Source organism: Aeromonas sp. sia0103 (assembly GCF_963895295.1).
Classification (GTDB): domain Bacteria; phylum Pseudomonadota; class Gammaproteobacteria; order Enterobacterales; family Aeromonadaceae; genus Aeromonas; species Aeromonas encheleia.
Map to the genome: position 1 here is coordinate 120,574 of NZ_CAWQKG010000033.1, position 12,222 is coordinate 132,795.

At 65.7% G+C, this 12,222-nt stretch carries 10 protein-coding genes; 3 read left to right on the forward strand and 7 right to left on the reverse strand.

Annotated features, from left to right (window positions below; all coding sequences use genetic code 11):
* The first annotated feature begins 8 nt into the window (after positions 1–8).
* From rbsB to AACW18_RS11865, 3 genes are all read left to right on the forward strand, one after another.
* Positions 9–884, forward strand: coding sequence for a ribose ABC transporter substrate-binding protein RbsB (gene rbsB / locus AACW18_RS11855; RefSeq protein ID WP_033131835.1), 876 nt, complete (start codon positions 9–11; stop codon positions 882–884).
* A gap of 99 nt (positions 885–983) precedes the next feature.
* Positions 984–1,916: a ribokinase gene (gene rbsK / locus AACW18_RS11860; protein WP_218388757.1), complete on the forward strand. Its 933-nt coding sequence runs from the start codon at positions 984–986 to the stop codon at positions 1,914–1,916.
* Positions 1,916–2,944, forward strand: coding sequence for a substrate-binding domain-containing protein (locus AACW18_RS11865; protein ID WP_218388758.1), 1,029 nt, complete (start codon positions 1,916–1,918; stop codon positions 2,942–2,944). The genes rbsK and AACW18_RS11865 overlap by 1 nt, the downstream gene beginning before the upstream one ends.
* Positions 2,945–3,013: 69 nt before the next feature.
* Here AACW18_RS11865 and AACW18_RS11870 read toward each other — a convergent pair whose 3' ends face one another.
* From AACW18_RS11870 to ihfA, 7 genes are all read right to left on the reverse strand, one after another.
* Entirely contained in the window at positions 3,014–4,675 is a 1,662-nt protein-coding gene (locus AACW18_RS11870) for a GGDEF domain-containing protein (protein ID WP_218388759.1), read from the reverse strand.
* Complete coding sequence (locus tag AACW18_RS11875) at positions 4,672–5,148, reverse strand: hypothetical protein (RefSeq protein WP_218388760.1); 477 nt, start codon at positions 5,146–5,148, stop codon at positions 4,672–4,674. The genes AACW18_RS11870 and AACW18_RS11875 overlap by 4 nt, the downstream gene beginning before the upstream one ends.
* 85 nt (positions 5,149–5,233) lie before the next feature.
* Entirely contained in the window at positions 5,234–6,007 is a 774-nt protein-coding gene (cobB, locus tag AACW18_RS11880) for a Sir2 family NAD+-dependent deacetylase (RefSeq protein WP_042652209.1), read from the reverse strand.
* Positions 6,008–6,080: 73 nt separating this feature from the next.
* Complete coding sequence (locus AACW18_RS11885) at positions 6,081–6,695, reverse strand: GNAT family N-acetyltransferase (protein WP_218329287.1); 615 nt, start codon at positions 6,693–6,695, stop codon at positions 6,081–6,083.
* On the reverse strand, positions 6,692–7,942 hold the full coding sequence (locus AACW18_RS11890; protein ID WP_218291382.1) for a response regulator: 1,251 nt from the start codon (positions 7,940–7,942) through the stop codon (positions 6,692–6,694). Before AACW18_RS11890 ends, AACW18_RS11885 begins: the two co-directional genes overlap by 4 nt.
* A 1-nt stretch (position 7,943) precedes the next feature.
* Positions 7,944–11,888: an ATP-binding protein gene (locus AACW18_RS11895; protein WP_371317032.1), complete on the reverse strand. Its 3,945-nt coding sequence runs from the start codon at positions 11,886–11,888 to the stop codon at positions 7,944–7,946.
* Positions 11,889–11,924: 36 nt separating this feature from the next.
* Positions 11,925–12,221, reverse strand: coding sequence for an integration host factor subunit alpha (gene ihfA / locus AACW18_RS11900; RefSeq protein WP_005300715.1), 297 nt, complete (start codon positions 12,219–12,221; stop codon positions 11,925–11,927).
* Position 12,222: the final 1 nt, after the last annotated feature.

A 12,222-nucleotide genomic window follows, 5' to 3' on the forward strand; every position in this document is an offset into this window, starting at 1 on the left:
ATGAAACGATGAAAAAGCTCAATACCCTGCTCGCCGCCGCCATCATGTCCGTGCTGGGCACTGCCCAGGCTGCCGATCACACCCTGGCCATGGTGGTGTCCACCCTCAACAACCCCTTTTTCGTCACCATGAAGGAAGGGGCCGAAGCCAAGGCCAAGGAGCTTGGCTACGAGCTGGTGGTGCTGGACTCCCAGAACGATCCGGCCAAGGAGCTCTCCAATGTGGAAGATCTCACCGTGCGCAAGGTCGACGCCATCCTGATCAACCCGACCGACTCCGAGGCCGTGGGCAACGCCATCCGCCTGGCCAACAAGGCGAATATCCCGGTGCTGACCCTGGACCGAGGCGCGGCCCAGGGTGAGGTCAAGGCCCACATCGCCTCCGACAACGTGGCCGGTGGCAAGCTGGCCGGTGACTTCATCACCGAGAAACTGGGGACCGGCACCAAGGTGATCCAGCTCGAAGGGATCGCCGGCACCTCCGCCGCCCGTGACCGCGGTGAGGGCTTCGCCCTGGCGGTGGCCGCCAATAAGCTGCAGGTGCTGGCTTCCCAACCCGCCGACTTCGATCGCACCAAGGGTCTGAACGTCATGGAGAACCTGCTGGCCGCCCACCCCACCGTGCAGGCCGTGTTCGCCCAGAACGACGAGATGGCGCTGGGTGCCATCCGCGCCGTGCAGGCGGCCGGCAAAGAGGTGATGATCGTCGGCTTCGACGGCACGGACGATGGCAAGGCGGCGGTGGCCAAGGGTAAACTGGCCGCCACCGTGGCCCAGCAACCGGCCCTGATCGGTGCCATCGGCGTGGAAACCGCCGACAAGGTGCTCAAGGGTCAGCCGGTGGAGCAATCCATCCCGGTACCGCTGCAGATCGTCAGCAAGTAAGCATGAGGGGGAGGCTCGCCTCCCCCTTTGCTGGTTCTTACAGAGCCGCTTGGCTTGGGCCCACTCAAGCCAAGATGTTCTCAAGCAAGGGTGATCGATATGAATCGTCTCGTAGTTCTCGGCAGCGTCAATGCGGATCATGTGCTGCGCGTCCCCCACTTTCCCCGTCCCGGTGAGACCCTGACCGGCCACGGCTACCAGGTCGTCCCCGGTGGCAAGGGAGCGAACCAGGCGGTCGCCGCCGCACGGCTGGGGGCCCCCGTCTCCTTCATAGCCCGCATCGGGGATGACGCCATCGGTCGCCAGATGCAGGCAGGCTTCGCCGCCGACGGCATAGACGTGAGCGCAGTCGAGCGCGATGACCAGCTCCCCACCGGCATCGCCATCATCTACGTGAGCGACGAGGGGGAAAACAGCATCGGCATCTCCGCCGAGGCCAACGGCGCCCTGAGCCCCGAGATGGTCAAGCGCCACGAGTCCATGATTGCCGACGCCCACACCCTGCTGCTGCAGCTGGAGGTGCCGCTCGACAGCGTCTTCGAGGCGGCCCGGCTGGCCCGTGCCCATGGCACCCGGGTGGTGCTCAATCCGGCACCCGCCCGGCCACTGTCCGCGGAACTGCTGGCGCTGGTGGATCTCATCACCCCCAACCAGACCGAGGCCGAGCTGCTGACCGGGGTCCCCGTCACCGACGAGGCCAGTGCCCGCGAGGCGGCTGCCCGCTTCCATCAGCTGGGGATCCAGGAGGTGATGATCACCCTGGGCGCGCAAGGGGTCTACTGCAGCAACCCCAGCCAACAAGCGCTCATCCCGGGTTTTCGGGTGACGGCGGTCGACACCACGGCGGCGGGAGACACCTTCAACGGCGCCCTGCTGGCGGCGCAGCTGGCGGGCCATGACTTCCACGGCGCGGTGCGTTTCGCCCACGGCGCGGCCGCGCTCTCGGTCACTCGACTGGGAGCCCAGAGCTCCATCCCGAGCGAGGCCGAGGTGGAGGCCTTCCTGCTCGCGCAAGCCGCGCAGGGGCACTGATGGCCAATATCAAGGAGGTGGCCGCGCTGGCGGAGGTCTCCACCACCACAGTCTCCCACGTCATCAACGAGACCCGCGTCGTGAGCGATGCGACCCGGGAGCGGGTCTTCGCCGCCATGCAGAGCCTCAACTATGCCCCCAGCCTGGTGGCGCGCAGCCTCAAGGTGAAGGAGACCAACAGCATCGGCATGCTGGTCACCACCTCCAGCAACCCCTTCTTCGCCGAGGTGGTGCGCGGGGTGGAGCGTTACTGCTTCGAGCAGGGTTACAACCTGATGCTGGGCAACACCGAGGGCCAGGCCGAGACCGCCCTCTCCTATCTCAAGATGATGCTGCGCAAGCGGGTGGATGGGCTGCTCATCATGTGCAGCGAGGGCCAGCAGGAGGTGTTCAACCAGCTCGACTGGCTCAAGAGCCTGCCGGTGGTGGTGATGGACTGGGGCATGGAGAGCAAGGAGGTGGATCTCATCGCCGACAACTCCCATCGCGGCGGTTATCTGGCGACCCGCCACCTGCTGGCGCTGGGCCACCGCGCCATCGGCTGCATCACGGGCCCCCACAGCCGGGCCCCGGCCAATCAGCGCCTGGCGGGCTTCGAGCAGGCGATGCGGGAGGCAGGCCTTGCCATCAACCCGGCCTGGATCCAGGAGGGGGATTTCGACTGTGCCAGCGGCCACGATGCCATGCTGCGCCTGCTGGCCATGCCAGAACGCCCCAGCGCCCTCTTTGTCTGCAACGACATGATGGCCATGGGGGTCATCAGCGCCGCCCATCGCGCCGGCCTCGTCATCCCGCGGGATCTCTCCCTCGTCGGCTACGACAACGTGGCGCTGGCCCAGTACATGTCACCCCCGCTGACCACGGTCAACCAGCCGAAGGAGGAGCTGGGTCGCCTCGCCGTCACCCGTCTGCTGGCACGGATCAATGGGGAGCGGATCGACAACCGGATGATCACGGTCGACCCTGACCTGGTGATCAGGGACTCCTGCGCCCCCTTCCCGTCCGCCGAGACACCGCACCACTCCTAGCCGCCAGCCATGGCAAGGCGCAAGATCAACAAGGGCGGCCCAATGGCCGCCCTTGTTGTCTATGCCGATTCAATACGGCTGCTCGCGCTGTTCTACCCTGTCCTCCATCTCCTCTTCCGCCCCGAGCCGACTCAGGCGCAGCAAGCCCAGCCGCTGCGCCAGGGGTTGCAGCAAGACATCGTGATCGGCAGGCTCGGGCAGCCAGTAGCGCACCGGCCAGCCGGATCGCAGAAGCTCGGGGACCCGACTGCCCAGCTCATGCAACGCCAGCACGCAACCACGCTGGCGCATCTTCTCCAGCAGGAGGGGATCCTCCGTCAGGGTCGGCAGCGCCAGGATCAGCGACGCCGCAGGCAAGGCGGGCAAGTACGCCAGCACATGGGCCAGTTGCGCCTGCTGATGCAGCACCAGCAACACGGGCAAGGGGTGGGTCGACTCCGCCAACAGCCGCGCCACCACCGGGCCCAGCACCCCGCGTTCCTGCATCCAGTCCACATCGCACGGCTGCTGCCCCACCCGCCAGCGCAGGCTGATGGCCAGGACCCGCTGCCCCCGCTCGTCTTCCAGCTCCTCTGACATCGTCTCCAGCGGGGATGGGGCGGCACCCGCCAGCCACTCCCGCAGCTGATGCAACTGCCGCTGACCCATGTTCAGGGCCGCCTTCATCGCAGGCTGGAACCAGATCAGGGTGGCGTCATCCCGCTTGGCCTGATTCAGGGCCAGGATGGCCTGCTCCAGCAGCATGCCGGCATCCTCCCCCTCCGCCTGCGCCACCCCGAACCGACAGGCCAGATCGAAGCTGCTCTCCCGGGTCACGAACTCGAACTTCAGCAAGGCCACCATCCCTTCCATCTGCTGTTCGATGGCCTCCTGACCACCGGCCAGCACCACGGCAAACTCATCCCCTCCCAGCCGGTAGGCCCGGCCGGGGTACTGTTGCCGCAGCTTGGAGGCGACCGTCTGCAGCAGGCGATCGCCGACCTGATAACCGAGCAGATCATTGACCTGCTTGAACCGCTTCAGATCCAGCACCACCAAGGCCTGGGCACGGCCCAGCCGCAAGGATTGCTTCAGCTGCGCCTGCAAGGCGCGGCGATTCCCCAGCCGGGTCATGGGATCTAGCAGAGAGAGGCGACGGTTCTGCAGATTGACGCGAATGAGGGCAAACACCAGGACGCCCCCCGTCACCAGCAGGATCAGTTGCCAGATCTGCAGCCAGAACAGGCTCTGGCGGATCTGGTTGACCGAGGCTTCCCGCTCCTGGCCGGAGAGGATCTGATTGCCGATCTGCTCCACCTGGTGGGTCAGCTCGACAATCCTGGCCTGCGTGCGATCCAGTGCGGCCCCCTCCTGCAGCGCACCGGCCTGCATCTGGGGCTCCAGCAGCTTGATTTGATCAAACAGCTGCGCCACCACCTTGCCCAGCCCGTAGCGACCACGGGCATCGGCGGTCTCGCTGCTGATGAGGAAGATGTCCAGCCGGTTCCACAGCAGGTCGTAATCCAGGCTCAGGACCTCCATCTCCAGCGCCCCCGCCCGATAGAGGCGCAAGTCATAGAGGAAGCGCTGGGACTCCAGCATGGTCTGGCTGATGTTCCAGTGGATGTTGCGATAGAAGGTATCCACCAGCTGCTCGTGACGATGCTGCAGGTAGAGACTCCACACCGACGAGAACAGGAACAGCAGCGAGATGGCGGCAAGCAGCAGATTGTGGCGGTGACGGCGCGTCAAGGGAGGACCTCGATGCGGGTCACCTGCCACACCATGCTGTTATGGATGGCGGAGACATTGAGTTGGGGATGAGCGGAGAGCGGCACCAGCAGCCAGAGCGGCCCCTTGTTGCGGCGGGTCAGCGCCTTGTCATCCTGATAGCGCGCCAGGGTCAGCGGCGCCTCGGCAAACAGGGCGAGATCCACCCGCTGCTGATAGCCATTGAGGGCGAAGACCTCGATCTCGCGGGCATCCTTCACCCCCTGCGCCGCCAGCAGACCCGCCAGGGTGGCACCACGGTAGCGGTGCATGCCCTGGGTCCAGGGCGTTTCCGTGTTGAATTCAACCTGCGGCAGGGCCGCCAGGGCCGCCTCGTCGAGGCTGATCTCCCGTTTGTCGGGCAGGATCAGCTGCAGCAAGGGAGTCGATGCCTGCACGCTGGCCGTGATCAGGGCCAGAAGGAAAAACGCGATCCAATGCTTCAAGATGCTCATGATGATTACGCCGACTGCACCCCATATTTTATGGGCCAGTGTGGCGGCTTCATCAAGCCAATGCAACTGTGGTGTTACACAATAGTTATGGGCCGCGCATCTCCATCCAGTTGTGTCCGTCGACCGCCTTGGGCTGGTGCACGCCGCACCGTTGCAGCAACTCATCCACGAAGGCCGGCACCAGCACGGATGCCGGACCGTAGCGTTTCTCATCGAATTGGCTGCCCACCTCGCTCGGTTCCAGATTGAGCTCTATGGTATGGGCACCGTTGAGCCCCGCCTCGTGCACGAAACCGGCCGCCGGATAGACAGCCCCCGAGGTGCCGATGGAGATGAACAGATCGCACTGGGCCAGGGCGCCATAGATGCGATCCAGCCCGAGCGGCATCTCGCCAAACCAGACCACATGGGGTCGCAGCGGCTGGGGAAACTGGCAGCAGGAGCAGAGCTCCTCCTGGTGGAGCGCCCCGCGCCACTCGAGCACCTGGCCCGAGACCGGGCAACGCACCTTGAGCAGCTCGCCATGCATGTGGATGAGGTTCTTGCTGCCCGCACTCTCGTGCAGGTTGTCGATGTTCTGGGTGATCAGGGTGACGCGCCCCGGCAGCAGGCGTTCCAGCCTGGCCAGGGCGTAGTGGGCCGGATTGGGGTGGATCTGGGGCTGCTGCAGCTGCTGGCGACGAGAGTTGTAGAAGCTTTGCACCAGCTCGGGATCCCGGGCATAACCCTCGGGGGTGGCCACATCCTCAACCCTGTGCTCCTCCCACAGGCCGTCACTGGCCCGGAATGTCTTGATACCGGACTCGGCCGAGATGCCCGCACCGGTGAGGATCACGATATGTTTAGCCGACTGCACCATGGCTGATTTCCTCCGACTGATTATCAGGCTGACCTTAGCACAGGGGGGCGGGCCAGCCCATTCGCCCTTGGTCTTATGAGCGATCCTGATCCAGGCCGTCGAGCACGCTCAAGTCCAGCCTGACGAATATCATCTCCCGCCCCGTCACCAGGGTCAGCGGCAGCCCCAGACCCCGCAGCAGAGTCAGCATGGGGCGATTCTGACTCAGCACCTCCGCCGTCCACTCCCGGATCCCCTCCGCCCGCGCCAGCAGCGCCAGCGCCAGCAGGATGCGGCGCCCCGCCCCCCGCTGCTGGAAGTGATCCGCGACTATGCAGGAGAACTCGGCCCGATCCGGGTGCAGCCGCCGCCGGATGGACTGGGCCACGGCCAGGGGGCGGCCCGCGGCATCCGTCAGCAGCAGACCAATCTGGGCGGCGCGCGGGTAATCGAGGAAGAAGGCCACCTGCGAGGGGGTGGGTGGCTGCTTGGGGCGCATGAAGCGCAGGTAGACGCTCTGTTCGCTGAGCTCCCCATAGGCGGCCTCGAGAGGCGCCGGATCGGCCCCCGCCAACTCCTGCAACCGGCAACTTAGGCCCCCCACCACCATCACCAGAGGCAGGGCGCCCCGGCTGGTGGGATGAGGCCAGCCCGCCAGCCCCGCGCGCAGACGAGCCACGTCGGCCGGCCAGCACAGATAGCGGGTCACCAGCGCCCCATGATGCCGCGATCCTGCCAGGGGGAGGCATCGAGCAGGTTGAAGGGATCGTCGATATAGATGGCGATCCCCAATTCCCTGGCCCGGCCGATGAAGCGGTCAAGCAGGGAGTCCGTCGCCATCGCCTCCAGCTCCGGCAACAGGTGTTGTCCCAGCAGCAGGTGCTGGAGCGGCAGTCGCTCCAGCTTGTCGAACGGCAGATGTTGAATGCTGTCGAGCAGCAGCGCCAGACGTGCCCCGGCCAGGCTGGCCTGCAGCACCAGGGCGAAGCGATCCGCCTTGCTCAGCAGCTGATCGCGCCGGTGGATGACCAGGGTCAGCTCGCCCGCCAGGCGGCCGTGCTGCTCCAGCCACGTCTTGAGCTGCTCCCAGTGGGGTGGCAGCCCGCTCACGGCCAGCCAGATGGGCAAGCTGGACGAGGCCGCATCTGCCAGCAGGCCGAGCTGACCCCGCACCTCGCCATTCCAACTGCGAATGGTGCGCTTCAACCCGCTCAGTCGGCGCTGACGCTGGGGCCCCAGATAGAGGGTCTTGAGCAGGCGGAGCAGATCGTCGCTCTGCAGCGGCTTGGCCAGCGCGGCCAGCACGTTGAAACCGGCGTCGTGCAGCAGGCGACGGGCCCCGTCGATCAGGGTCTGATCGTGGGCGGAGAGCAGTATGATGGGCAGACCGCTGTGCTGATACTGGGGATGGCTCATCAACAGGCTGATGGCATCTTGCTCCGCCAGGCTGAGATCGCAGATCAGCAGTCGCACCTCGCCCTGCTCCAGGGCCCGCAGGCAGGCATCGCCGTCCTGTACCCACTGGCAGGGTAGCCCCAGCGCTTGGATCTCCTGCTGGATGCAGGCCCCCTGAAAGGGGTGATCCTCCAGCAACAGCACCTGCAATCTTGCCAACCAGTCGCGCCACCCCTGTTCCCGCTCCTGTAAGCCCACCAGCCAGGGATCGGAGAGCTGGTAGATGCCCTGCCCCCGGGTCATCAGCCGGGGCAGATAGCTGGCCCCGGCATGGGCGGCGGGCTCGAACAGCGCGATGGCACCGGCGGCAAACAACGCTTCCCACTGCCAGCCAGGCTCGGGCTGGGTGCGGTGCAAGCTGGCGTACTCGGGCACCCCTGCCGCCTGCACGGCCTGATGGGACGCGGCGTCAAGGGCATAGATGCTGACGGGATGGAACCCTGGCTCCAGGCTCACGTCCGATTCCAGCAGCGCCAATAACTCTTCGTCTGTGATGATCATCTCATACCCTCTTGCCCAATTGCCGACAGACCTCATCCACGGCATGGCGCAGTGACTCGATCAGGGGCTGCTCGGGGGTTCGCTGCCAGCGCTCAATCACCTCGACCAGCGCCGCTGCTCCCACCATTTTGGCGGCCCCCTTCATCTTGTGTAAAGCCGTATTGAGGGCCCGCTCATCCCCTTGTGTGACGCAGTCCGCAATGTCGGCCAGATCCTGGCGGGTAGAGGCCAGATAGAGGCTGATAAGCTCGGCGCTGAGCGGCGCCAGCTCTGACCAGGGCTGGGGCGTCTCCTCCTCCTGACTGGTAACCGCGGTCTGCCCGGACAGGCTGCGCAGCAAGATGGCCAATTCCTTCAGCATCACCGGCTTGTCCAGATGGCCGTGGCAGCCACTGTCGGCCAGTTGCTCTGCCGCCTGCTCACTCAGATCGGCGGTGATCACGTAGACCGGCAGCTGTTGCCAGCGCGGGGAGTCCCGCAGCTGACGGCACAGCTCGGCACCATCCATCACCGGCATCTGCAGATCGGTCAGCACCAGATCGACCGACTCGTGCTGCAGGATATCCAGTGCCAGCCGGCCATTGGCGGCGCTCAGCACCTCGGCCCCCAGCTGGCTGAGCTGCATGCCGATCAGCACCCGGTTCACCTCGTGATCCTCCACCAGCAGGATCCGCATGCCGGCCCCCGGCAGGTCCGCGATCTCGCCGCCTTCGCTGGCGAGCCTGGGTTGCAGCAGACTGACCACGGAGCCCGGGATCCAGGGTTCCCCCTGCCAGGACCAGTAACGCAGGCCCCGCTCGTCCAGCTCAGCGCTCAGGCAAGGCCCGTCAAGGTCTTCGCTCACGCCGATCTCGACCAGCCAGCCACGCATGTATTCCAGCTCAGCACCAGCCAGCCGCAGGCTGAGGGCATTGACCCTGGGTTGCCAGGGTGACTTCTCCCGCAATGGTCGCAGCGGCAGCGAGCAGGTGAAGCGGCTGCCGCCGGTGGCCAGGGCCTCGACCCGGATCTCGCCGCCCATCTGCTCCATCAGCTGGCGGCTGATGGCCAGCCCCAGCCCGGTCCCCTGTGCCCTTGGCTGGCCCGGCTCCTCCCCCTGCTCGAAGGGCAGGAACAGCCGAGGCAACAGCTCGGCACTGATGCCGGGCCCCTGATCATCCACCCCGCAGCAGAGCCACTCCCCCTGCCGGCGGGCCCACAGCACCACCTCGCCGGTCAGGCTGAACTTGATGGCGTTGGCGAGCAGGTTGTGCAGCACCTGCTGCACCCGGTGAGGATCGAGCTCCATCAGGGCGGGCAGATTGGTATCCAGCGCGAGGCGCAGTTGCAACCGCTTGGAGCGCGCCTTGGACCAGTGCACCGCCGCCACGTGTTCGCACAGCTCCACCAGATCGGTCGGCTGCGGGGAAAGCCGCAACTGGCGGCTCTCGTTGCGGCTGAAATCGAGCACGTCGTTGAGCAGCCCCAGCAGCTCGTTGCCCGCCTGCCTGACGTGGGTCAGCACCGATGCCTGCTCCGCCGAGAGCTCGGTCTGATCGAGCCACTCCAGCAGCCCCAGGATGGCATTCATGGGGGTACGGATCTCGTGGCTCACGGCCGCCAGGAAGCGTCCCTTGGCGAGCACGGCCTGCTGGGCCTGCTCGTGGGAGAGCTGCAGCGCATGCTCCTGCTCGACCCTGTCGGTCACATCCTGCACCACCCCATAGACCCGCCACCCCTTCCCCTGGCTGCGCCCCCGACCGGAGAACTGCAACCAGCGCGAGCCCTTGGTCGGGTGCTGGTAACGCAGCAGATGGGAGAAGGGACTCCCCGCTTGCAACATGGCCAGCATGGGGGCGCGCATCTTGCGTCTGTCCTGGCGCGCGAGCCGGGTGAGAGTCGCATTGGAGTTGAGCCGGATCTGCTGGCTGGCCAGCCCCAGCAGCTCGTAGCTGCCGCGGCTGACGAATTCCACCCCGGTGATGGCACCGCCCTGCAGGGTGAACTGGAGCACCACCCCGGGCACCGTATTGGTGAGGGCGCGCAGCCGCCGCTCCGCCTGGTGCAGCAGCCGGGTGCGCTCGCGCAGGGCACTGATGTCGGACAGGGCGATGAGATCGCCGGCCGGGGTCTGTGGGCCGAGCTGCAGCGGGATCTGGGCATAGGAGTAGACCTGCTCGCGCAGGGGGAGCTCCCCCTCTGCCCCTTGCAGCCGTGGCTCGGGCAGGATCAGCTCCGCTGAGTAGCGCGCCTCCAGCCGCTTGGCCTGCTTGTTGCGCTTGATGATCTCGCCCCTATCGTTGCGCAGGAACACGGGCATGGGCAGTGCCTGGAACAGGGACTCCCTGAACTTGCTCTCCTGGGCCAGCGCCTGCTCCGCCTTGCGCCGCTCGCGGGCCTCCAGGGCCAGCTGTTGGCGGGAGCGCCAGATCGACCAGATCACCGCCGCGCTGATCAACAGCGCCAGCAATACGGAGCCGAGCCAGAAGCCATAGCTGACGCCGCTCTGCTGGGTCAGCACCAGCCGGCGCCAGCGCTGGGTCAGCTCGTCGTTCTGCCGATCGTTGATCGTCATCAGGCTCTGCTCGATCACCCCGGCCAGCCTGGGCTGATCATGCCTGATGGCAAAGCCGAGTCCAAAGCTCTCCGGCAGCTCCTTGACGCTGAGATCGGCCAGCTGGTTGTTGCGCAGCGGATATTGCAGCTGGTAGAGCTCCGCCAGCATGGCGTCGGCCTCTCCCTCCTGCACCGCATCCAATCCCTCCATCAGGCTGTCGACCCGCAGCCAGTCATGCCGGCCGAAGTTGGCCAGCAGGCTGGTGTCATACAGCATCTTGGGCACCACTATCTTGCCCTTCACCTCATCGAGCCGCTGATGGGCCCCCAACTTGCGGCTGACCAGGGCATAGCGGCTCATGGCCACGGTGCGGGTAAAGTCGAATTCCCGGTTGAGCGCCGGCGTCTCCAGCAGGCCGGCCATCATGGCGGCCTCGCCGCTGCGCAGCTTGGCCAGCGCCTCCTCCTTGCTGGCGACGGGGATGACTTCGAAGGTCAGCCCGGTCTGCCTGCTCACCCGCCGCAACACATCGCCACTCCAGCCGACCAGCTGGCCCTGCTGATTGACGCCGCTGTAGGGCATGAAGGCGGGATCCGCCACCAGCTTGATGGTGCGGGAGGTCCCGATGAGCCAGGCCTGCTCCTTGTCGGTGAAGTGCAGCGGGTTGATGTCCTGCTCACTCTGCGGCAAGTAGCGGCCCAGATCCCGGTAGAGGCTGCCCGGCGGGAGGAAACGGATCGCCGTGTCGATCAGCTGCTGCAGCTCGGGTCTGTCTCGCATCATCAGCCGGTAGCTGACCACCAGCTCGTCACTGCGCAGGCGACGCAGGCGCAGCCCCTCGTCCGGGTATTCCCGCATCAGGTAGCGCAGTTGCAGGTAATCGCCGAGGTAGGCGCTGCCCTTGCCGGCGATCAGGGCCGAGTACCAGTTATCGGCATCGGTCAGGGCCAGTTGGGACGACTGGGGATAGAGTCGCTTCAGCACCTCGGTCGACTGCCAGATGGGCGAGACCAGGAAGGAGGCCTGCTCCAGCTCACCCCGGTAGAGGATGGCGGACTCCGCTTCCAGCATGGCCCGGCTCAGTGCCATGCCGGGTTGGGCATGCAGGGAGGGACCTATGTGCGGGATGAGATCGCAGCGCCCCTCTTGCAGACCCTGCTCTACCGCCGACCAGTTGGGCAGCTTGTCAAACTGCAACGGCACCGGCAGCTGCTGTGCCAGGCGTTGCATCTGATCGATGAGCAATCCCCCCTGTTTTTCCAGATAGGGAGGGCGCTGCAGGGCGGGATAGCAGAACGTCAGCTGGGTCAGCGAATCGGCATAGGCCTGGGTATCAGGCGGCAGGGGGAGTATGGCGGCACGCAGTGGCATGGCCAGCAGCGCGCCCAACAGTAGGCTGAATTTTGTCATCGAAATGGGAAAGCCAGGCATTTGCCTGGCTTTCTGTCACTCATTGGGTTCAACATTTTCTACCCTGGCCTTGAGCTTCTGGCCAGGCCGGAAGGTCACCACCCGCCGGGCGCTGATGGGAATATCTTCGCCGGTCTTGGGGTTACGTCCGGGACGCTGATTCTTCTCACGAAGGTCAAAATTACCGAAGCCTGAAATCTTGACTTGTTCACCGCGCTCGAGCGCCTGTCTGATTTCCTCAAAGAAGGCTTCCACCATGTCTTTGGCTTCACGCTTGCTCATCCCGAGTTGGGTGAACAGGTGCTCTGCAATGTCGGCTTTGGTAAGCGCCATA

Excerpts from the sequence above, each read along its gene's own strand:
- rbsB (WP_033131835.1), top strand. The coding sequence starts at position 9 with ATGAAAAAGCTCAATACCCTGCTCGCCGCCGCCATCATGTCCGTGCTG.
- rbsK (WP_218388757.1), top strand. The coding sequence starts at position 984 with ATGAATCGTCTCGTAGTTCTCGGCAGCGTCAATGCGGATCATGTGCTG.
- AACW18_RS11865 (WP_218388758.1), top strand. The coding sequence starts at position 1,916 with ATGGCCAATATCAAGGAGGTGGCCGCGCTGGCGGAGGTCTCCACCACC.
- AACW18_RS11875 (WP_218388760.1), bottom strand. The coding sequence starts at position 5,148 with ATGAGCATCTTGAAGCATTGGATCGCGTTTTTCCTTCTGGCCCTGATC.
- cobB (WP_042652209.1), bottom strand. The coding sequence starts at position 6,007 with ATGGTGCAGTCGGCTAAACATATCGTGATCCTCACCGGTGCGGGCATC.
- AACW18_RS11890 (WP_218291382.1), bottom strand. The coding sequence starts at position 7,942 with ATGATCATCACAGACGAAGAGTTATTGGCGCTGCTGGAATCGGACGTG.
- AACW18_RS11895 (WP_371317032.1), bottom strand. The coding sequence starts at position 11,888 with ATGACAAAATTCAGCCTACTGTTGGGCGCGCTGCTGGCCATGCCACTG.
- ihfA (WP_005300715.1), bottom strand. The coding sequence starts at position 12,221 with ATGGCGCTTACCAAAGCCGACATTGCAGAGCACCTGTTCACCCAACTC.